The organism is Mesorhizobium humile (genome assembly GCF_033977215.1).
Taxonomy (GTDB): domain Bacteria; phylum Pseudomonadota; class Alphaproteobacteria; order Rhizobiales; family Rhizobiaceae; genus Mesorhizobium; species Mesorhizobium humile.
This window is the reverse complement of record NZ_JAVIIV010000025.1, coordinates 51,363-71,353: the sequence shown is the minus strand read 5'-3', so window position 1 is coordinate 71,353 and position 19,991 is coordinate 51,363. Positions and strand designations below refer to the sequence as shown.

Annotated in this window: 16 protein-coding genes; 5 read left to right on the top strand and 11 right to left on the bottom strand. The window is 62.6% G+C overall.

Features of this window, described 5'->3' with window-relative positions:
* Positions 1-201: 201 nt before the first annotated feature.
* Positions 202-1,575 carry a PleD family two-component system response regulator gene (locus RFM52_RS28115; RefSeq protein WP_320295540.1) on the bottom strand — a complete coding sequence of 458 codons (1,374 nt, stop codon included), beginning with the start codon at positions 1,573-1,575 and terminating at the stop codon, positions 202-204.
* 33 nt (positions 1,576-1,608) lie between these two features.
* Positions 1,609-1,980 carry a response regulator gene (locus RFM52_RS28110; protein WP_027166515.1) on the bottom strand — a complete coding sequence of 124 codons (372 nt, stop codon included), beginning with the start codon at positions 1,978-1,980 and terminating at the stop codon, positions 1,609-1,611.
* A gap of 242 nt (positions 1,981-2,222) precedes the next feature.
* Here RFM52_RS28110 and RFM52_RS28105 point away from each other — a divergent pair, with 242 nt between their 5' ends.
* Both RFM52_RS28105 and RFM52_RS28100 read left to right on the top strand, forming a co-directional pair.
* Complete coding sequence (locus tag RFM52_RS28105; RefSeq protein WP_320295570.1) at positions 2,223-2,522, top strand: DUF3572 domain-containing protein; 300 nt, start codon at positions 2,223-2,225, stop codon at positions 2,520-2,522.
* On the top strand, positions 2,519-3,172 hold the full coding sequence (locus RFM52_RS28100; RefSeq protein WP_320295539.1) for a hypothetical protein: 654 nt from the start codon (positions 2,519-2,521) through the stop codon (positions 3,170-3,172). The genes RFM52_RS28105 and RFM52_RS28100 overlap by 4 nt, the downstream gene beginning before the upstream one ends.
* Positions 3,173-3,181: 9 nt before the next feature.
* On the opposite strand, the gene RFM52_RS28095 is transcribed toward RFM52_RS28100, so the two are convergent.
* On the bottom strand, positions 3,182-4,759 hold the full coding sequence (locus RFM52_RS28095; RefSeq protein WP_320295538.1) for a YdgA family protein: 1,578 nt from the start codon (positions 4,757-4,759) through the stop codon (positions 3,182-3,184).
* Between the two features lie 102 nt (positions 4,760-4,861).
* Positions 4,862-5,437 (bottom strand): GNAT family N-acetyltransferase, encoded by a 576-nt coding sequence (locus RFM52_RS28090; RefSeq protein ID WP_320295537.1) that lies wholly within the window; start codon positions 5,435-5,437, stop codon positions 4,862-4,864.
* Positions 5,438-5,502: 65 nt separating this feature from the next.
* On the opposite strand from RFM52_RS28090, the gene RFM52_RS28085 reads away from it, so the two are divergent.
* Positions 5,503-6,831, top strand: coding sequence for a DNA polymerase IV (locus tag RFM52_RS28085; protein ID WP_320295536.1), 1,329 nt, complete (start codon positions 5,503-5,505; stop codon positions 6,829-6,831).
* 4 nt (positions 6,832-6,835) lie between these two features.
* On the opposite strand, the gene RFM52_RS28080 is transcribed toward RFM52_RS28085, so the two are convergent.
* Positions 6,836-7,339 (bottom strand): hypothetical protein, encoded by a 504-nt coding sequence (locus tag RFM52_RS28080; protein ID WP_320295535.1) that lies wholly within the window; start codon positions 7,337-7,339, stop codon positions 6,836-6,838.
* A gap of 177 nt (positions 7,340-7,516) precedes the next feature.
* Here RFM52_RS28080 and RFM52_RS28075 point away from each other — a divergent pair, with 177 nt between their 5' ends.
* Positions 7,517-8,398: a DMT family transporter gene (locus RFM52_RS28075; RefSeq protein WP_320295534.1), complete on the top strand. Its 882-nt coding sequence runs from the start codon at positions 7,517-7,519 to the stop codon at positions 8,396-8,398.
* 60 nt (positions 8,399-8,458) lie between these two features.
* On the opposite strand, the gene RFM52_RS28070 is transcribed toward RFM52_RS28075, so the two are convergent.
* A complete protein-coding gene (locus RFM52_RS28070; protein ID WP_320295533.1) occupies positions 8,459-10,021 on the bottom strand; it encodes a DUF7055 domain-containing protein in 1,563 nt (520 codons plus the stop codon).
* A gap of 317 nt (positions 10,022-10,338) precedes the next feature.
* Between RFM52_RS28070 and RFM52_RS28065 the strand changes: the two genes are divergently transcribed.
* On the top strand, positions 10,339-11,202 hold the full coding sequence (locus tag RFM52_RS28065; RefSeq protein ID WP_320295532.1) for a class I SAM-dependent methyltransferase: 864 nt from the start codon (positions 10,339-10,341) through the stop codon (positions 11,200-11,202).
* A gap of 119 nt (positions 11,203-11,321) precedes the next feature.
* Here RFM52_RS28065 and RFM52_RS28060 read toward each other — a convergent pair whose 3' ends face one another.
* From RFM52_RS28060 to RFM52_RS28040, 5 genes are all read right to left on the bottom strand, one after another.
* Entirely contained in the window at positions 11,322-11,756 is a 435-nt protein-coding gene (locus RFM52_RS28060; RefSeq protein ID WP_320295531.1) for a GtrA family protein, read from the bottom strand.
* Between the two features lie 20 nt (positions 11,757-11,776).
* Positions 11,777-12,727, bottom strand: coding sequence for a glycosyltransferase (locus RFM52_RS28055; protein WP_320295530.1), 951 nt, complete (start codon positions 12,725-12,727; stop codon positions 11,777-11,779).
* A gap of 43 nt (positions 12,728-12,770) precedes the next feature.
* Positions 12,771-13,991: a glycosyltransferase family 2 protein gene (locus RFM52_RS28050; RefSeq protein WP_320295529.1), complete on the bottom strand. Its 1,221-nt coding sequence runs from the start codon at positions 13,989-13,991 to the stop codon at positions 12,771-12,773.
* 181 nt (positions 13,992-14,172) lie between these two features.
* Complete coding sequence (gene dnaE / locus RFM52_RS28045; RefSeq protein ID WP_320295528.1) at positions 14,173-17,700, bottom strand: DNA polymerase III subunit alpha; 3,528 nt, start codon at positions 17,698-17,700, stop codon at positions 14,173-14,175.
* Positions 17,701-17,821: 121 nt separating this feature from the next.
* Positions 17,822-19,834 carry an acetyl/propionyl/methylcrotonyl-CoA carboxylase subunit alpha gene (locus RFM52_RS28040; RefSeq protein WP_320295527.1) on the bottom strand — a complete coding sequence of 671 codons (2,013 nt, stop codon included), beginning with the start codon at positions 19,832-19,834 and terminating at the stop codon, positions 17,822-17,824.
* Positions 19,835-19,991 lie beyond the last annotated feature (157 nt).

Genomic DNA, 19,991 nt, shown 5'->3' with positions numbered 1-19,991 from the left:
CAGATTTGCGCAAGACCTTATAAAAATCAACCATTTCTTAACCACCGCTCGCGAATCGCTTGGGTTAAGGTAAATTCGTAACCCTGTCGGGACGGCCGGGAATCAGCGCCTTTTGCAGGGCATGTCTCCGAAAGTGGGAACATGCGCAAAAGCTAAACCTAAAGCATAAACAGCAAATCTGAAAGATCGCGGCGGCGCGCGTCAGGCAGCCTTGGCGACCACCCGGTTGCGACCGCCGCTTTTGGCCTCATAGAGCGCCAGGTCGGCGCGCTTCATCAGCGCGGCGACGCTGTCCGTCCCTTTCAGGACCGAGGACACGCCGACACTGACCGTGACCTCGATCGCCTTGCCGTCGGCACCGATGGCAAAAGGCGCCTGCGCGATCTCGGCGCGAATGCGCTCGGCCACCTTCTCGGCCACCGCGCCGTCGGTATCCGGCATGACCACGACGAACTCCTCGCCGCCGAAACGACAGGCGAGATCGATGCCACGCACATTCTTGCGCAGCCGCCGGGCGAACTCGCGCAGCACGTCGTCGCCGCCATCATGGCCGTGGGTATCATTGATCGACTTGAAGCGGTCGAGATCGGTGATCATCACCGACAGTGGCCGCCGCCGCGCCACGGCGCGATCGAACAGCGTCTGCAGATGGCTGTCGAGATAGCGTCGGTTGTGCAGCCCTGTCAGCCCGTCGATCACCGCCATCTCGATCGTCTGGGCGACGCTGGCGCGCAATTGGTCGTTGTAGCGCTTGCGCCGCACCTGGGTGCGCAGCCGCGCCGTCAGCTCGTGCTGGTCGATCGGCCGCATCAGGTAATCGTTGATGCCGAGCTCCAGCCCGCGCAGGATGCGGCCCTCCTCGCCCTCGTCGGCCAAAAGCATGATTGGCAGGAAGCGGGTGCGGTCGAGCGAACGTAGCTGCGAGCAGAGCCTCAGCGCATCGAAGTCGGAGAAGGCGGTCGACACCAGCACGCATTCATACGGCGTCTCGGCCGCCTGGAAGAACCCGGCATGGGGATCGGTCGCGACATCCAGCTCGGCGCTGTTGCGCAGCATCTTCTGGATGCGTTCGACCGAAGATTGGCGCTCGTCGACAAGCAGTACCCTCGGCTTGGTGTCCTCGGTCGCGAAATCGCGGCTCAGAAGTTCTTCGATGCCGATATTGCGCGTGGTCGAGGCGCGCAGCCGTAATTCGTCGGTCAACGATTTCAACCTGACTAGGCTCTTCACGCGCGTCATCAGTTGCAGGTCGTTGACCGGCTTGGTCAGGAAATCGTCGGCGCCCGCCTCGAGGCCGCGCACCCGGTCCGACACCTGGTCGAGCGCGGTGATCATGACGACGGGGATATGCGAGGTCGCGGGATCGCTCTTCAGGCGCTTGCAGACCTCGAACCCGTCCATGTCCGGCATCATCACGTCGAGCAGCACGACGTCGACCTTGCCGTTCTCGCAGGTCTCGATCGCATCCGGGCCGTTGCTGGCCGTCAGCACCTCGAAATACTCGGCAAGCAGCCGAACCTCCAGCAGCCGCACATTGGCGGGGATATCGTCGACGACGAGGATCCGCGCTGTCATCTCAAAAAACTCCGGTTCTGCTGGTCTTGGGCATCAGGCGTCGCCCAGATAGGATTTGATCGTCTCGATGAAGCGCGGCACCGAAATCGGCTTGGAGATATAGGCCTCGCAGCCGCCCTGGCGGATGCGCTCCTCGTCGCCCTTCATGGCGAAGGCGGTGACGGCGATGACCGGGATCGAATGCAATTCGTCGTCTTCCTTCAGCCACTTGGTCACTTCCAGGCCGGAGACCTCGGGCAGTTGGATGTCCATCAGGATGAGGTCCGGGCGGTGCTGGCGCGCAAGATCCAGCGCCTCCAGCCCGTTGCGCGTGCGAACCGTCTCGTAACCGCTGGCTTCGATGAGGTCCCGAAAGAGCTTCATGTTGAGCTCATTGTCCTCGACGATCATGACCTTCTTAGCCATCAGTTTCCCGTCCCGACCGCCCTCGAAGCCGAAGGCCGTCGCAATGCGTCCCCCCTCGGACCGCACCCAACCCTTTTCCACCCTAGCCCAATATGATTGACGAAACGGAAACCGAAGGTTGGAAAAGCTGCACGGATTCCACCTTCGGACGTTGCACGGGGAGAGAGCGGAGGCTTGCCGCAAGCGACGCTTGCCGTTACTGCGGAAGGAGACTCGAAAAAATCCACCATTCAAAGGTAATGATGGCGAACGCAGCGTCAATGCGCGAGGAAGCGGAAAACATTGCCGTCAAGGCGCTGGGCTTCATTGCCGCGGATCCCGAACTTCTGCCCCGCTTCCTGGCGATCACCGGCATCGACGTGCAGTCGATCCGCAAAGCCGCCGCCGAGCCCGGCTTCCTTGCCGGCGTCCTGCAATTCATCCTTGCCCACGAGCCGACGCTGCTGCGCTTCGCCGAGGAGACCGGCACGCCGCCAGCCGCCGTCGGCAAGGCACTGCGCGCGCTTCCGCTCGGCAACGACGACCACGAGCGTTCGACATGAGCGACGATCCTGAGACGGCGCGGCAGATCGAAGAGCTTGCCGCCGATGACCGGCCGCTGCTGGTGCTCGACGTCGACGATGTCGTGCTCGAATTCATCCGGCCTTTTCCGCACTATCTGAAGTCGCGTGGTTTCGGCCTGACACTCGCTTCCTTCCGGCTTACCGGCAACATCGCCGAGACGGCAACCGGCCGGCTGATCGAGCAACCCGAGGTGACGGCGCTCTTGGGCGAATTCTTCGATGCCCAGGCGGATTGGCAAAGCATCGCCGACGGCGCCGCGGACGCGCTCGCAATGCTCGGACGAGGCGCCGAGATCGTCATGCTGACCGCCATGCCGCACAAGCACCGCGCCGTGCGCCGCGCGCACCTCGATGCGCTGGGGCTCAATTATCCGCTGCTGACGACGGAAATGGCCAAGGGACCTGCCATCGCGAAACTGCGCGGCGTCAAGGGCCGTCCCGTCGCCTTCGTCGACGACCAGCCCTCCAACCTGGTCTCGGCGCGCAATTCCGTGGCGGATGCCCATCTCTTCCACTTGATGGCCGACAACGCGTTGCGCGCCTTCCTGCCGCCGACGTCCGAAGACATCTTCTCGGTCGAGGACTGGCGCGAGGCGACGCCAAAGATCGCGGCGGCGCTTGGGCTCTAACTCAAGTGCTCAGGGCTGCAGCTTCGCGCCAGCCCCGCCATTGTCGCCGCCGTCAGAATCGTCGCCTCCGGTGGAATCATCCGTTCCGTTGGCGCCGTCATTGCCCGAATTGTCATCCTGGCCGGCGCTGTCATCCTGGACTTCATCCGGGCCCTTCAGCATGGCGCCGTTGACCGTGACGGATCCATCGGCCTTGGTGTTGATCATCCATTCCAGCCGGCCGTCCGGCAGCGTCTTGCCAAAACCTTTGACCGCCAAGGCGAACGGGAAGGCCTGCGCCATCTGCTCATCGCTCTTGGCCGCTTCCTTCAGGGCATCGACGATCTTGTCATAGCCGGCGACGTCGATGGTCACGGTCGCATCGGGCTTTTCGCCGGGGAAGGTCATCTCACCTTCCATCGCGACCTCGATGGCGCCATTCTTCAGCGTGCTGTGCCCGATCACGACCTTCGGGTTCTTGGCCTTGAAATCGGCGACCAGAGCCTTGCCGAATTCATCCGACAGCGGCGGATTCTTATTGAGATCAAAGGCTTCGATCGCTTTCTTGGCCATTGTATCGAGATCGATATTGGCGCCGCCGAAGTTCAGGTCGATGTCGGTTGGCAGCAATGCGGCGGTCCATTCCGGAAGGGTCTGCCGCGGGATCGTCAGGCCGGTTGCCTTGATCGTGTAGTCGAGCTTGCCGTTCTGGGAGACACCGTCCATGCCGAAGGCGGTGCTGAATTGCGCGGCCCCGAACTTGCCGACGGGGCTCTCCACCTCGAAATCCTTGAAGCCGTAGTTGCCGTCGACCCGTTCCCAAACGGGCAGCGCAGCCAGCATGAGCGATTTGAGCTCCGCCTGGTTCGCCTTGAGCTTGGTTTCGTCCTCATTGGCCACGGCGAAGGCAAGCAGGTCGAGCAAGGGCTTCGTGCGCACGCCCTTGCCCTTTGCGTCCACCGAAAGTTCCGGCGTTTTCAAGGTGAGTGGGAAATTCATTCCGCTGTTGGGATCATCGATCTTGATCTTCTCGACGAAGTCCGAAACTTTCTGGGTGGCGGTGAAGTCGACGCCGCCATTGGCTGACTTGGTCGCCGTAACAGTGGCGGTGCCGGCGCCGGTCGAGACATCGGCCTGCTGCTTGGCTTCCCGGGACGTCATGGTCATCCCGGCCAACGAGCTGGTGGCGTTGGTGAAGGCGGCAAGCGCCGGATCGTAGACACTGGTCAGCTTGCCGTCCTTGATCGTGAACTCCATGCTCTGACGGCCTTCCGGCCCATCGAGCTCGAAGGACGCGCCCTGCGAGAAATTCGACGAGACGTCCCAGGACCCGTCGCTGCGCGGTTTCACCATCAGGGCGTATGGCGCCATGTCGAATTTCAGGAGCTTCTGCTCCGGCAGCGCATTGACGAGCGCCTTGATGTCGAGCGCGATCTTGTAGGCGCCACCCTCGACCGAAACCTTGAGCACTCCCTTGTCGAAGGCCTGCTTGCCGAAATAGCGCGACAGATTGTCAGACAGCTCCTTTGCGCCCTGGTTGTCGACGGTCTGGGCAAAAGCTGGGGCGCTGAGCGCAAGGGCAAAGGCAAGTGGCAAAATACGCTTCACGTCGGTTCTCCGTTGGTCTCGGAAGACGAAATATTTGTGCTTCTGGTAGGCAAGAAGCGTTACAGCCGCAAGACACCGACTGTAGGCCAAAAACGCATCCGGCTAAAGCACAAGTCGCATCAGCGGCCGGCCGGGCTTGCGCTCCACAAGCCTTTCGAAGCCGGCCTTCTCGAACACCCGCGACGAGCCGACGAAAAGCCCGATCGAACGCGAATCGCGCGACAGGTCGATCGGGCAGGCTTCCAGCAGCCTCGCGCCGTTCTCACGCGCAAAGGCGATGCCGCCCTCGACAAGGCGGTGCGTGACGCCGCGGCCCCTCGCCTTGACGCGGATGAAGAAGCAGGAGATCGCCCAGACATCCGGATCGCCGGCATCGGCAGGATCGACCGGCGCCGAGCCCCTGCCCTGATTGTTCCACTCGGGCACGTCGGCGCGCGGACCGATCTGCATCCAGCCGACGGCCTTGCCGTCCTCGAAGGCTAGAAGCCCAGGTGGCGGGCCGGCCTCGATTCGCGCCTTGATGTGGTCCTTGTTGCGCTCCTTGTCGCTGGCGCGGCGCTCCGCCGGCGCCAGCCGGAAATGGGTGCACCAGCAGCCGTAACAGGCGCCCTGCTTGCCGAAGAGGTCCTCGAAATCGGTCCAGCGCTCAGGGGTCAGCGGTGCTATGGTTGTGCTCATGCGTTCTCCCCAGGCCAAGCTTGTTGCCAGCCTTGCGCTGTCGTACCATTGCATTTGTTCTCTTTATGTTCGCAGCGATGGCGGCTCCTGTCAACAATCCCGAACACGGTTTTTGCCGTGACTGCCTGGCTCTCCAGCGCTCGCAGACGCGTCGCTGCGATCGCTGCGGCAGCCCGCGCCTGGTCCGTCACGCCGAGCTCTACCGGCTCAAGATCGCCCATATCGATTGCGACGCCTTCTACGCGGCGATCGAAAAGCGCGACAACCCGGCGCTGAAGGACAGGCCGGTGATCGTCGGCGGCGGCCGGCGCGGCGTCGTCTCCACGGCCTGCTATATCGCCCGCATCCAGGGCGTGCGCTCGGCCATGCCGATGTTCAAGGCGCTCGAACTGTGCCCTGAAGCGGTGGTGATCCCGCCCAACATGGAGAAATATGTCGGCGTCGGGCGCGAAGTCCGCGCGTTGATGCTGGCGCTGACGCCGCAGGTCGAGCCGCTGTCGATCGACGAGGCCTTTCTCGACCTCGCCGGCACCGAGCGGCTGCACGGCATGCCCCCGGCGCTGGTGCTGGCGCGCTTCGCCCAGACGGTGGAAAAGGAGCTCGGCATCACCGTTTCGGCCGGCCTCTCCTACTGCAAGTTCCTGGCCAAGATCGCCTCGGATTTCCGCAAGCCGCGCGGCTTTTCGGTGATCGGCGAAGCAGAGGCGCCGAGCTTCCTCGCCGCGCAGCCGGTGACGATGATCTGGGGCGTCGGCAAGGCGCTGGCCGCGACGCTGGAGCGCGACGGCATCCGCATGATCGCGCAATTGCAGCGCATGGATCGCGGCGACCTGATGCGCCGCTACGGCGTGATGGGCGACCGGCTCTATCGCCTGTCGCGTGGCGAGGACGACCGCCCGGTCGACCCCGGCGGCGATGCCAAGAGCGTCTCGGCCGAAACCACCTTCGACACCGACATCGCCGCCCTGGCGGAACTGGTGCCGGTGCTGCGCGGGCTCTCGGAAAAGGTCTCGGCGCGGCTGAAGAAATCAGGCATCGCCGGGCGCACCGTGGTGCTGAAGCTGAAGACGCAGGATTTCAAGCTCCGCACCCGCAACCGCCAGCTTGGCGATCCGACTCGGCTGGCAGACCGAATCTTTCAGACAGGGCTCGATTTGTTGCGCCGCGAAGCCGACGGCACCAGATTCCGCCTGCTCGGCATCGGCGTCAGCGACCTTTCGGACGACGAAAAGGCCGATCCGCCGGATCTGGTCGACGTACAGTCGCGCAAGCGCGCGCTGGCTGAAGGCGCGATGGACACGCTGCGCGACAAGTTCGGCAGGAAAGCCGTCGAGACCGGCTACACATTCGGCAAGGGCCGGGCCGCCAATCCGCCCGAGCCGCTGGAAGATTGAGGGGTCAGGTCCGCTTGAGGTCGATCCGGCTCGTCACCACCATCTTGCCGGTCGCCGGATCCATGTCGGTCACCGTCATGCGCATATTGTCCGGCCCGACCTTCTCGACCGTCAGCTCCGCGTCGCGGTCGCCATTGACGATTTTCGCCCAGTGGATGTCGAGATTGATCGCATCGCCCTCGCGGCTTCCGCTGAGCCCGGCGGGTCCGCTGCGCGAGCCGATATAGGTGCCGGTGTAGCTCGCCCCGCTGACTTTCAGGTCGGCGCGGATTTCGCGCGACATGATCAGCAGCGCGCGGCAGGTGCCGTCGAGCGACAGCGAGTCCGCCGTCGCGTCCGAGGTGAAGGTGCAGTTGATGTTCATCACCGGCGTGTTGGTTCGGATCCTGACCGTTCCCTTGCCGGAGAACTTGCCCTGCAGCGAGCGCAGGAAGGCCGCCTCGTCGGCATGCGCGCCCGTCGAGCAGAAAAGACAGGCGGCGGCCAGCAAAGCAGCGGTCGATTTCATCAAGACGTCCCCTCTTGCGATTGTGGCCTTCCAGCGGAAGGCGTGGACTTAACGGGTACCCGGGCAGCAGGTTCCGATGCAGCGATGACGGTTTTTTGACACCCGATCCGCTGGCCCAGTGAAATGACGCCGCTAGCGGTTGCGGCCCGGGTCCGGGCTTGCGACATAGGCCCCCAAATGGCGCCCGCTCCCTCGATCCCAAAAGCCGCGTTCTGGATGGCTCTGTCAATCGCCTCGATGCTGGCGATGTCGGTTGCCGGTCGCGAGACGACCGCCGAGCTCAACGTCTTCCAGGTGCTGGAACTGCGCTCGGTGATCGGCTTCTTCATCCTTTTACCGCTGGTGATGATGAACGGCGGTTTTGCGGCGATGCGAACCGAGCGTCCCTTCGCCCATATCGCCCGCAACATCATCCACTATACCGGCCAGGCCGCCTGGCTCTATGCGCTCACCCTCATTCCGCTCGCCGTGCTGATCTCGATCGAGTTCACCACGCCGATCTGGACGGCGATTCTCGCGGTCAGCTTTCTGGGGGAAAGACTGTCGCGCTCGAGGCTCACGGCGATCGTGCTTGGCCTGGTCGGCGTGGTCGTCATCGTGCGCCCCAGCGCCGGTTCGATGGACCCCGGCCACCTCGTCGTCCTGGGCGCCGCGGTCTGCTTCGGCATCTCGATGGTGCTGGTCAAGTCGATGACTAAGACCGAAAGCGTGGTGCGCATCATCTTCTGGATGCTGATCATCCAGTCGGTGGTCGGCCTGATCCCGGCTCTCTACAGCTGGCACACACCCTCATCCGGCCTCTGGCCATGGATCTTCATCATCGCTTTCACCGGCATGTCGTCGCATTTCTGCCTGACGCGCGCGCTCACCCACGCCGACGCCACCATCATCTCGCCGATGGACTTTTTGCGCGTGCCGCTGTCGGCGCTGGTCGGGTGGCTGCTCTATCACGAGCAGGTCGACGTCTTCACCGCCGGCGGCGCTGCCTTGATCCTCGCCGGCAACCTGCTCAATTTGCAGCGCAAGGCGCCACGGGTGGTGGAGGTCGCCACCCCCTAAGGCCAACGTCCGTCATACCGCGATCGTCAGGCCGTCGATCGAAGCGGCATTCGGCTCATATTAGTCATAGACGCCGTCAAACAGAAGATCGTTGTCCTTGCCGGGCTTGAAACGTCCGGCATAGGAACCGGTCGGCAGCAGCAATGCTTCGCCTGCTGGATCGTGCAAGATCACGGTCTTTGGTCCGGTCGAAAATTGAACTGGCGGCGCAAGCACTTTGCCGTCGACCTCGACCCGCCCCGACAACTGAGAACCATCCTCGTTGTAGAGCGCATAGCTTCCAGCGATCGGAACGTCGAAAATCTTGCGCTCGCCCGACTGGAGGAGGACGCCGGCTATCCTGAGATTCGGCGCGATCCTGACATAGCTGTTCAAGATGAGAGGCGCGACCACCGGATAGATGTAGTCCATCCTGTAAGACCAGAGGATCAGCTTCGGCGGGGACTTGCTCAAGACACTATACGCTTCGGAGCGGCCGCTTTCGCGCAAGGTCTTGAGCACATAATGCACGTCGAGCCACAAGGTTGTCGGTTCCATCCGGTTGGGCAGGATTCCTATGCCGTCGAAATACCGTTCGTCCGGTGCCAGCAGCGACTCCGCGCGCGCCACCAGCTCGAGTTGGGCTGCATTGTCGATGCGAAGGTAAAGCAGATTGGCAACGAAGCTTATGGATACGGCCGTGGCCAGCGCTATCCACGCAATGCGCAGGTAACGCACGCGGTTTGCGATGCCGTCGAGCAGTGCCAACGACCATAGCGACATGAACGGCAACGCCATGATGAACACGTAAGGCCACGGCTGGTCGTGCGCGAAGACCAGCACCGTGATGACGACGGAGAAGATGAGCGCAATTCGCCTTCGTTCGTCGAGCTTCATGATCTGCGCCAGCGCCAGGGCCATGCCGGCGAAACAGAAGACATAAAGAACATAGTTGCGTGCCAGCGTCTGCAACACAAAGCGCCTCAGCCCGCCATAATCAGCGCCCCCGCGCGTCGCAATCTCAATCGGGCCGAAGAAGAGGTTCCTGGCGACCGGAACAGGGTCGGCCCCACCGAAGATGAAGCAATAGACAACAATGGGGACAGTCCATCCCAGTATCAGCCATGTGCCGCGAGCCACACCTGCTGCATAGCGTCCCCTCAAAGCTGCATCGCCGACCAAACCGAGGCCAAGCGCAAAATTGAAATAGACCGCCTTCTGAGTGGCGAGGAACGACAGGCCACTGAGGATACCAGAAGCGACAAGCGGCCAACCCTTCAATTCGCGCGCTCGCAGGACGACCAGCAGCGCCGCCACGGCAAAAAACACCGCCAGTGGTTCGGCGATGGTGCGAAAGATGCGCTCCATGAAATTCGAGAAGCACAGCAGGACGAGGACGATCGCGAGGGCGCGCGCGCGGTTTTCTCCGAGACTGCGCGCGGATGCATAGACAAATCCAATGGTCAGGCACGCCAGCAGCGCAGTCTGCATGCGGCCGACAAACAGGATCGACCTGGCGTCCCAGCCGATCAGGTGCGCGATCTCGAAAAACATCGCATAACCAACCGCCTTGGGATGCCAGATCGTATCGAAGAGGCCGTTCGAGAAATATTTTGCCCATCCGAGCTGAACGAATTCGTCCATCACGAACCGGCTTTCATATGCAAATACAAACAGAATTATAATCTTTAGTGCGACAGCAATGCTTATATATACAGTCGCGGATCGGGGGAGAATTTTCTCCCCACTGGATTGAACCGCTTCTGTTTTCATTAAATATACGGTGCCAAACACTTCGCAGCCACAGAAGCCTGAATCGCTTTAGGGGGCGCATTGTACACGCGGAATGCGGGCTCACAAGGCAGCTCGGGCGATTGCATTGGCCGTGGCGAGCAGTTGAATGGAATGTTGATATTTGCCTGCCAAGCTCAGTTACGACGCACAGTCAAGGAGTGTTCCGAATGATCTGCCTTGGTGATGGTTCGGAGGCCTGCCAGTATATTTCCCTTGGCAAATTCCTGGATCGTAGCGGCAAAGTCGACCACGTCGAGGTTGTACGTTGCCTGCGTTGTGGTCACGGCGTTTCCTTGCCGCCACTGCCGAATGTTGCTTTTCTCTACCAAGATCGTGAAAGCCAGGATTTTCAGCCCGACGCCAAGGGTCTCTCACACGAAATCAAGGATATTGCCTTCCGCTCGCAGGCCAGAAAGCTCTTGCGGCAAGCTGGCGGCGCGCGGGGAACGATACTTGATTTTGGTTGCGGAAGCGGACAGTTCACAAGGGTCCTTGGTGAAATGGTTGGCAGCGCATCGGAAGTCATTGGTGCCGACATGCACTCCGAACCTCCCGCCGAACTCGCCGAAAGGCCGTATCTCGGTCCTGAGGAGCTCGGCTCCCGCAAGGATAGCTTCGACATCGTCATTGCCTTGCACGTCTTGGAACATGATGACGATGCCGATGGACTGCTCAGGACTATATCCGGATACGCCCGCCACGGAGGCAAGGTCGTGATCGAGGTTCCCAACGTCGATTGTGTTTGGGCCAGGATATTCGGAAAGTTCTGGGACGCTTGGTACCTGCCGTATCACAGGCACCATTTTACCCGTAACTCCCTGGTCAGATTGATGCAGCGCAACGGCCTTCAGATCGAATCCGTTCACGGGGTGACGGTTCCAACGATGGGCAGATCATTCGCCGACATTGCAGGAGGAACTAACAATCTGTTCTGGCTGCTGCTGGGTATCTTGGCGCACCCATTGCAGGTCCTAGGGGAAGTCCTGACACGCAATTCGTCTGCAATACGGGTGATTGCCGTCAGGAAATAGCGGCAAACGCCTGCTCTCCGTTTGCAAAAATCGGGAACGGCGAGGATGCGGCAGTCTTGATCGCGTGCCTGATGACGCCATTAGGACGTGGCTTTAGACCCCCATTCCATACGGGACCGTCACCGCCGCCGCAGGTAGAGCCGTGGCACGATGGCCCAATGCGCAGCGATAAAATTCCAGACGAACAGGGCCAATGTGCCGATCGGTGTGGCAACGGGAACGCTGAGCCCGAAACCGGAACAGAGGACGATCATCATGGCGACCGAGACTGGATACGCCGTGGCGACGCCTCCGACAAAACGCATGAGAGCTTTCCATCGAAGCGGCTCGGCAAAGGTGAACCGGCTGTGCAGTACATATCCGAGTGGCGTCACCATAACGAACGATATTACGGTGCCTAGCAGGTAGTGTACTCCCACGTAGTCGGCCGCGATCATGATGGCGTTGTGCGCAATTGCGCAGACCGCTCCCACCAGGGTGTATCGCCATCCCCGCTCCAAAAGCGGTCTTTCGTTCGCAGGACGCTCCCGCCGCGCCCGCTCATCGGTATTCATGACAGGACTAGGCATCGGCGTCAGAAGGCTCCTGTCCATTTCGCGCGAAGCCGGCACGTGACGCGCTCACGCAACCGCGAGTCGCGCAAATAGCGCCTCGTGCCGCGCGGGCCAAGCGACAGTACAGCACGAGCCGCTCGAACCAATGCCTTCAAGTCGCCGCCCGACGCGGCGGCAAGCGATACGTTGACGCTGATCGATGCCCTGGCAGCCGGTTCAACCCAGCGTCGGCTGCTCGCAGGGAGCCGAGGCAGATGGCGCTCCAGGACGATCTGCATTTGCGACTGGAACTCGCTCGCGTCTCGCGATCCGGTAACGGTAAGCGAACTGCCGTGAACCCGAAAGGCCGTCGTGATCTCGTCGTGATAGATAACCGGCGCGGCGACGGCAAGCTTCGCCCAGATATCCCAATCGGCCGTGTACCAGAGTTTCTCATCCATGCCTCCGCATGCCAGCCATGCGGTTCGGGCGAATATCGGAGCGGGCACCGAGACAAAATTCTGGACAAGCAGCCGTTCAAGCAGAAACTGAGCCCCTAGGACCTCGTCGGCCGGCAGCGGGCAGTTCCAGCGCCCCACGCGGCGGCCGTGGCGGTCGATAACAGCAGTCGGCGCCAAATGAAGTCCGACTTCGGGCGCATCGGCAAGCCAGCGACGAGCCGCTGCAACGCGGTCCGGCAGCCAAAGGTCATCCTGGTGGAGAATGCAGACGTGATCGGCGGCAGCCAGTTCCACGCCCAAATTGGTCTTGGTCTGCCACGGCCCAAGGTCCCGCCGCTCCAGCAGCCGAAGAGGCAATCGGTGGGCAAACCGCTCGACGATGGCGGCAGTGGCGCCCGTCGGGCTGCTGTCGATAACGAGTACTTCCAGGTCCCCGGCGGGCTCGTCGGCCAGCGAGTCGAGTGTCGCTGCAATCCATGCCTCTCCTGCATGGACAGGCATGATGACGGAAAGAAGCGGCTTCTCGTCCACACTGCCACCTGCCCGAGTTTCAGCTCTGGGGGCATTCAGACGGTCAGAACGCACGCCTGTCACCGAGATTATCCAGCAGCAACTTGAGCACGAAGCCGGACAGCACCATGGACATGCCGGCCACGCAGGCAGTGGTGGTCACAAACGTCAGGTGCACCGACTGCTCCATCGGGCCGCCGACAAAAATCCAATGCAGCGCAAGCAGCACATCGGCGACAAAGCCAGCCACCGCAAGCATGCCACCGGAAAAGACCAGCCATTCCAGTGGACGACCACGCATCAGCCAGGGCACGATTCGACCTTCGTGGACTGGGTGGTAAATGGCGATCGCCACCTTGGCCAGCATACCGAAAAGGATCGCCAAAAGACCAATCAGCGTCGCCATGGCAGAGAGCGCGACGAAATGAATTCCGAAATACCACCCACCCACCCGGACAGGTCCCGCAGCAAGCATTGCAAGGCCAGCAATGCCAACAACCAGCAAGGTCACTCCCGGTATTAGGTACATGGTATCTGGTGCGTGGGCTATGATCAGCCGCAGGTGTCGCCAACCGTCTCGGAATGAACGCAGATGGGGTGGGCGGCCGCGTTTGTCCGGATAGAGCTTGATCGGCACCTCGCGGATCACGAGGCCCGCGCGATGCGCGTTTATGATCATCTCCGAGGCGAATTCCATGCCCGGCGAGCGTGCGCCCATCCTGCGGAACGCATCGCGAGTGAATCCGCGCATACCGCAATGAAAATCGTGTATCGGGGAGTGGTGGAGCCAGCGGGCGATCGTTGAAAGCACCGGATTGCCGAGATATCGGTGCAGCGCAGGCATAGCGCCGGGTTGGATACCGCCCGCGAACCGGTCACCCATCACCAGTTCGGCGCCATCCTCCAACGCGTCGATGAAATCCCCGAGGCTGCTCCAGTCGTAGGAATCGTCCGCGTCCGCCATGATGAGGTATTTGCCCCGCGCGGCTTCGGCCGCCGCGCTGATCGCCGCGCCATATCCCTTGACCCGCTGGTGTACGACACGCGCGCCGAGGGATTCGGCAATCTCGACCGACCGGTCACTCGACCCGTTGTCTCCCACGACCACCTCGCCGTTGAGGCCCCGCTTCGCAAAAACGTCAAAGGCCTTGCGGATGCAGATGCCGAGCGTACGCTCTTCGTTCAGGCAGGGGATAATAGCCGACACGAGAGGCGCCTCCACCTCATCCGAGCACTGGCTATCGCGATCCGTCTGGACCGCCCCGAAATCCAACGTCTCGACCATGATGCCCACCCCGGCCCAATCGTCAGCCTTCCGGGCGACGCAGACATGTGCCTCCGCCGCCTGTTCCAACACTAAAACAAGTTAGCTAACAATAATATACGAGTCGCGTGTCGTCGGGCCGGGGCAAATGGAGCGTATTCGCTGGAATCTCCTCACCGCGCTACATGTGACGACTGGCGGGTCAAACCAACTCCACTTCCACCACGCCGGGCACCGCGCGCATCGCCGACGCGACCTGCGGCGAGATGCGGTAGCGGTTGGGCAGTTCGATCTCCACCTCGCCCTGCCCGGCTTCCTTGATAAGCACGAAGCTTACCTGGCCTTCGCCCTTCACCGCAAGCTGGTTGGCAAGGGTGTTGATCGGCTGGGCGTCGCGCACGAAGATGCGCAGCGCCTTCTGGATGCGGCTTGCCTCGTCCTCCAGCGACTGTACCGTCTGGATACGCAGGTTGATGCCCTCCGGCCGGTCTTCCGCCGAGACTGTGATCACCACCGAACTGCCGGGTTCCAGCATGTCGCGATACTGCGCCAGACCTTCGGAAAACAGCACAGCCTCATACTGTCCCGTCGTGTCGGAAAACTGCACCACGCCCATCTTGTTGCCGGTGCGGGTCTTGCGCTCCTGCTTGGAAGTGACCGTGCCGGCGAGGCGTCCGGCCGCTGCGCCGCGTTTGACCGCAGCCGAGAATTCCGCCCAGTTCTGCACCCGCATCTTTTGCAGTGCGGCCTTGTACTCGTCGAGCGGATGCGCCGAGAGATAGAAGCCGACGATCTGGAATTCCCGGTGCAGCTTGTCGGCGGCGAGCCACGGATCGGTCGACGGCAGGTTGAGCGCCTGCGACTGGCTCCCGAGCGACGCGCCGAAAATGTCGGCCTGGCCGGAGATGGCGTTTTGCTGCGCCAGCGAGGCCAGGCCCATCATCCGCTCGACGCCAGCCATCATCTGAGCGCGGTCGTGGCCGAAGCAATTGAGCGCGCCGGCCATGATCAGGCTTTCGAAGACGCGCTTGCCGACGATCTTCGGATCGACGCGTTCGCAGAAATCGGCAAGGTTCTTGAACGGCTTTTCGCCGCGCTTCTCGACGATGTGCTCGACCGCCGCGTCGCCGACGCCTTTCAGCGCCGCCAGCGAATAGAAGATCTTGTTCTCGCCGACCTCGAAGGGACGGAAGCTCGACATCACCGACGGCGCCACCACTTCGATGCCGAGGCGCATGGCGTCCTGGCGGAAATCGGCCAGCTTGTCGGTATTGCTCATGTCGAGCGTCATCGACGCCGCCAGGAACTCGACAGGGTAATGCGCCTTGAGATAGGCGGTCTGGTAGGACACGACCGCATAGGCCGCCGCGTGTGATTTGTTGAAGCCGTAGTCGGCGAACTTGGCCAGGAGGTCGAAGATGAAGTCGGCCTGCGGCTTGCTGACACCGCGCTCGACCGCGCCCGTGACGAAACGCTCGCGCTGCTTGTCCATCTCGGCGCGGATCTTCTTGCCCATGGCGCGGCGCAGAAGGTCGGCTTCGCCAAGCGAATAGCCGGACAGCTCCTGCGCGATCTGCATCACCTGTTCCTGGTAGACGATGACGCCCTGCGTCTCCTTCACCAGGTGGTCGATCTTGGGATGGATCGAGGCCATCTCCTCCTCGCCATGCTTTCTGGCGTTGTAGGTCGGAATGTTCTCCATCGGGCCGGGACGATAGAGTGCGACCAGCGCGATGATGTCCTCGATGCAGTCCGGCCGCATGCCGATCAGCGCCTTGCGCATGCCCGCACTTTCAACCTGGAACACGCCGACCACCTCGCCGCGCGACAGCATCGCGTAAGTGTCGGGGTCGTCGAGCGGGATCGTCGCGAGATCGATGTCGACGCCGCGCCGGCGGATCAGCTTCACCGCCGTTTCCAGCACGGTCAGCGTCTTCAGGCCGAGGAAGTCGAATTTCACCAGCCCGGCCTGCTCGACATATTTCATGTTGAACTGGGTAACCGGCATGTCCGAGCGCGGATCGCGGTACATCGGCACCAGCTCGGACAGCGGCCGGTCGCCGATGACGATGCCCGCGGCATGCGTCGAGGCATGGCGGTAGAGGCCTTCGAGCTTCTGCGCCGTATCGAGCAGCGTCTGCACGATCGGCTCCTTCTCCGCCTCCTCGGCGAAGCGCGGCTCGTTGGCGATGGCGTCCGCTAGCTTGACCGGATTGGCCGGATTCTGCGGCACCATCTTGCTCAGCTTGTCAACCTGGCCGTAAGGCATCTGCAGCACGCGGCCGACATCGCGCAGCACCGCGCGCGCCTGCAGCGTACCGAAAGTGATAATCTGGCCGACCTGGTCGCGCCCATATTTCTGCTGGACGTAGCGGATCACCTCCTCGCGCCGGTCCTGGCAGAAGTCGATGTCGAAGTCGGGCATCGAGACGCGGTCCGGATTGAGGAAGCGCTCGAACAGCAGCGAGAAGCGCAGCGGGTCGATGTCGGTGATGGTGGTTGAATACGCAACCAGCGAGCCGGCGCCCGAACCGCGCCCCGGCCCGACCGGAATGCCTTGCGCCTTCGCCCATTTGATGAAGTCGGCAACGATGAGGAAGTAGCCGGGGAACTTCATCTTCTCGATGATGCCGAGCTCGAATTCGAGCCGCTCGCGATATTGCTCGACCGTGTAGCCCGGCGTCGGCCCGTGCGCGGCAAGCCGCGCCTCCAGCCCTTCGCGCGCCTGCCGTGCAAGCTCCGCCGCCTCCGCCTTCTCGGCTGCGTCCTTGTCGGCGGCATCGGCGCCGGTGAAGCGCGGCAGGATCGGGCTGCGGTTCTTCGGATAGTAGGAGCAGCGCATGGCGATCTCGACCGTGTTGTCGATCGCTTCCGGCAGGTCCGAGAACAACCGCGCCATGTCGGCCTGGCTGCGCAGGAAATTGTCCGGCGCAAGCCGCCGGCGGTTGTCGGCGGCCACCACCGACCCTTCGGCGATGGCGATCAGCGCGTCATGCGCCTCGTAGTCGTCGCGCTTGGAGAAGAACGCCTCGTTGGTGGCGACCACCGGCAGTTCATGGGTGTAAGCGAGATCGACGGTCGATTTCTCGACCATGCGGTCATAGCCCGTGACCCGCTCGAGCTCGACATAGAGCCTGTCGCCGAACAGGCCTTTGAGGAACAGCAGTCGCTGTTCGGCAAGGTCGCGCCGATCGGCCTTCAAGGCAGAGCCGATCGGCCCGCGCGGCCCGCCGGTCAGGCAGATCAGGCCGTCGCTTTTGCCTTCCAGCATGGCGCTGGTCAGATGCACCGGCTCGCCGGGCGGTGTCTCCAGATAGACCTTGCTGATCAGTCGCACGAGATTGGCATAGCCGGCCTCGCTCGCGGCGATCAGCACGACCGGCGACATCTCCGGCCCATGCCGGCGGCGGTCGCGCTGGCCGTCGCTCGCCTCCCCGGAAAAGGCGAGATCGACCTGGCACCCGATGATCGGCTGGATGCCGTCCTTGACCGCCTTCTGGGCGAATTCGAGCGCGCCGAACAAATTGTTGGTGTCGGTGACCGCGATCGCCGGCGCCTCGTCCTTGACCGCATGCCCGACGATCGCGCCAAGCTGCAAGGCGCCCTCGAGCAGCGAATAGGCCGAATGCACGCGCAGATGGATGAAGGTCCGCGCCGGCGCTTCCGGACGCGCGGCCTTCACGGCAGCTTCACGCTGCAAGGGGTCGCGGGGAAGTCGTTCATCCGCCATGTTTTTTCGCGCTATCCCAAAGACTCAAAATCTATGCAGATGTATTGTCCCGGACGGGGTCATGCCAGTCCAGCACAATCGACCCACAGACCACAGGCTTGCGGCCGCGTATCGCCTCGTCTCAGGCGAACTCCATGATCACCGCGTCGACCGCCAGGCTGTCGCCAGGCTTGGCGTTGAGTTTGGCTATAGTAAGGTCGCGCTCGGCGCGCAGCACGTTCTCCATTTTCATCGCCTCGACCACGGCAAGCGTTTCGCCGGCCTTGACCTCCTGCCCTTCCGCGACGGCGATCGAGACGACGAGCCCAGGCATCGGGCAGAGCAGCATCTTCGAGGTGTCGGGCGGCAGCTTCTCCGGCATCAGCCTTTCGAGCTCCGCGGTGCGCGGCAGCATGGCGCGCGCCATCACCGACATGCCTTTCCAGGCGATGTGCAAACCGTTCAGCGCCGGACGGATCTGCGCCGTGACCCTGTCGGCGCCGACCGTGCCCTGCCAGATCGCGTCGCCCGGCCGCCAGTCCGAAGCGACCGTCAACGGCTTGCCGCCGTCGATTGACAAATCGACCTCCATCGGAATGGAAATCATCCCGTCGACGATCGCGACCGGAAAATAGTCGGCGCCGATCTTCGCCACCCAATCGCGCTTGAGATGGCCGGAATGCGGCGCCAGCCTGCCGTCGAGACGATCGAGCCGGTCGCGGCGCAGCAGTTCGATCGCCGTTGCGACAGCGGCGAACACGGCCCTCTCCGCGCCATCGGGCTCGACCGGCGCGAAGCCGTCCGGATATTCCTCGGCGATGAAGCCGGTCGACAGCCGCCCCTCGCGCCAGCGCGGGTGCTGCATCAGCGCCGCCAGGAACGGAATGTTTTGCTCGATGCCATCGACGACAAAGCTGTCCAGCGCCTCCGACATGGCGTCGATCGCCTCGAGCCTGGTCGGCGCCCAGGTGCAGAGCTTGGCCACCATGGGGTCGTAGAACATCGAGATTTCCGACCCTTCGGCGACGCCGGTGTCGTTGCGGATGACGATGTCGCCGAACGTGCCCTCCTGGGGCGGCCGGTAACGGGTCAGCCGGCCGATCGACGGCAGGAAATTGCGGAAAGGATCTTCCGCGTAGAGGCGGCTTTCCACCGCCCAGCCGTTGAGCTTCACGTCGCTCTGCTTGATGCCGAGCTTCTCGCCGGCGGCGACGCGGATCATCTGTTCGACCAGGTCGATGCCGGTGACAAGCTCGGTCACCGGGTGCTCGACCTGCAATCGCGTATTCATTTCAAGGAAATAGAAGTTCTTGTCCTTGTCGACGATGAACTCCACGGTGCCGGCGCTCTGGTAGTCGACGGCCTTGGCCAGGGCCACCGCCTGCTCGCCCATCGCCTTTCTGGTCTTGGCGTCGAGGAATGGCGACGGCGCCTCCTCGACCACTTTCTGGTTGCGGCGCTGGATCGAGCATTCGCGCTCGCCGAGATAGAGCGCGGTGCCATGCGCGTCGGCCAGCACCTGGATCTCGATATGACGCGGGTCGACGACGAATTTTTCGATAAAGACGCGGTCGTCACCGAAGGAGCTTTTCGCTTCCGAGCGAGCCCTGTCGAAGCCGTCGCGCACTTCCGATTTGCTCCAGGCGATGCGCATGCCCTTGCCGCCACCGCCGGCCGAGGCCTTGATCATCACCGGGTAGCCGATCTCGCCGGCGATCTTTTCGGCATGGTCGGCGTCTTCGATGACACCCAGCCATCCGGGCACGGTGGAGACTTTGGCTTCGCTGGCGAATTTCTTCGATTCGATCTTGTCGCCCATCGCCTTGATGGCCTTGGGCTTCGGCCCGATGAAGACGATGCCTTCCTTCTCCAGCGTCTCGCAGAATGAGGCACGTTCCGAAAGAAAACCATAGCCCGGATGCACGGCTTCCGCCCCTGTCTCCTTGCAAGCGGCGATGATCTTCTCCGGCAGCAGATAGCTCTGCGCGGCGGGCGGCGGTCCGATATGCACCGCCTCGTCGGCCATTTCGACATGCAGGGCATCGCGATCGGCATCCGAATAGACCGCAACGGTGGCAATCCCCATCTTGCGCGCCGTCTTGATGACGCGACAGGCGATCTCGCCGCGATTGGCGACCAGGATCTTCTTGAACATTCGGATGTCGTTCCTCCGGCGAAGCGGTCCAGTTCTATGGACAATTCCGGCGCGCCTCAAGTGCCCGCGGGCCAGCTCCCACGGCTGGCGCCGATTACGGAAACCGCGCCGAAAAACGTCGCAACAGACGTTGGCCGCCAGCCCGGAACTCGCTAAG

Coding starts and splice junctions, on each gene's coding strand:
- RFM52_RS28115 (WP_320295540.1), bottom strand. CDS start 1,575: ATGACAGCGCGGATCCTCGTCGTCGACGATATCCCCGCCAATGTGCGG.
- RFM52_RS28110 (WP_027166515.1), bottom strand. CDS start 1,980: ATGGCTAAGAAGGTCATGATCGTCGAGGACAATGAGCTCAACATGAAG.
- RFM52_RS28105 (WP_320295570.1), top strand. CDS start 2,223: ATGGCGAACGCAGCGTCAATGCGCGAGGAAGCGGAAAACATTGCCGTC.
- RFM52_RS28100 (WP_320295539.1), top strand. CDS start 2,519: ATGAGCGACGATCCTGAGACGGCGCGGCAGATCGAAGAGCTTGCCGCC.
- RFM52_RS28090 (WP_320295537.1), bottom strand. CDS start 5,437: ATGAGCACAACCATAGCACCGCTGACCCCTGAGCGCTGGACCGATTTC.
- RFM52_RS28085 (WP_320295536.1), top strand. CDS start 5,503: ATGTTCGCAGCGATGGCGGCTCCTGTCAACAATCCCGAACACGGTTTT.
- RFM52_RS28080 (WP_320295535.1), bottom strand. CDS start 7,339: ATGAAATCGACCGCTGCTTTGCTGGCCGCCGCCTGTCTTTTCTGCTCG.
- RFM52_RS28075 (WP_320295534.1), top strand. CDS start 7,517: ATGGCGCCCGCTCCCTCGATCCCAAAAGCCGCGTTCTGGATGGCTCTG.
- RFM52_RS28070 (WP_320295533.1), bottom strand. CDS start 10,021: ATGGACGAATTCGTTCAGCTCGGATGGGCAAAATATTTCTCGAACGGC.
- RFM52_RS28065 (WP_320295532.1), top strand. CDS start 10,339: ATGATCTGCCTTGGTGATGGTTCGGAGGCCTGCCAGTATATTTCCCTT.
- RFM52_RS28060 (WP_320295531.1), bottom strand. CDS start 11,756: ATGAATACCGATGAGCGGGCGCGGCGGGAGCGTCCTGCGAACGAAAGA.
- RFM52_RS28050 (WP_320295529.1), bottom strand. CDS start 13,991: ATGGTCGAGACGTTGGATTTCGGGGCGGTCCAGACGGATCGCGATAGC.
- dnaE (WP_320295528.1), bottom strand. CDS start 17,700: ATGGCGGATGAACGACTTCCCCGCGACCCCTTGCAGCGTGAAGCTGCC.
- RFM52_RS28040 (WP_320295527.1), bottom strand. CDS start 19,834: ATGTTCAAGAAGATCCTGGTCGCCAATCGCGGCGAGATCGCCTGTCGC.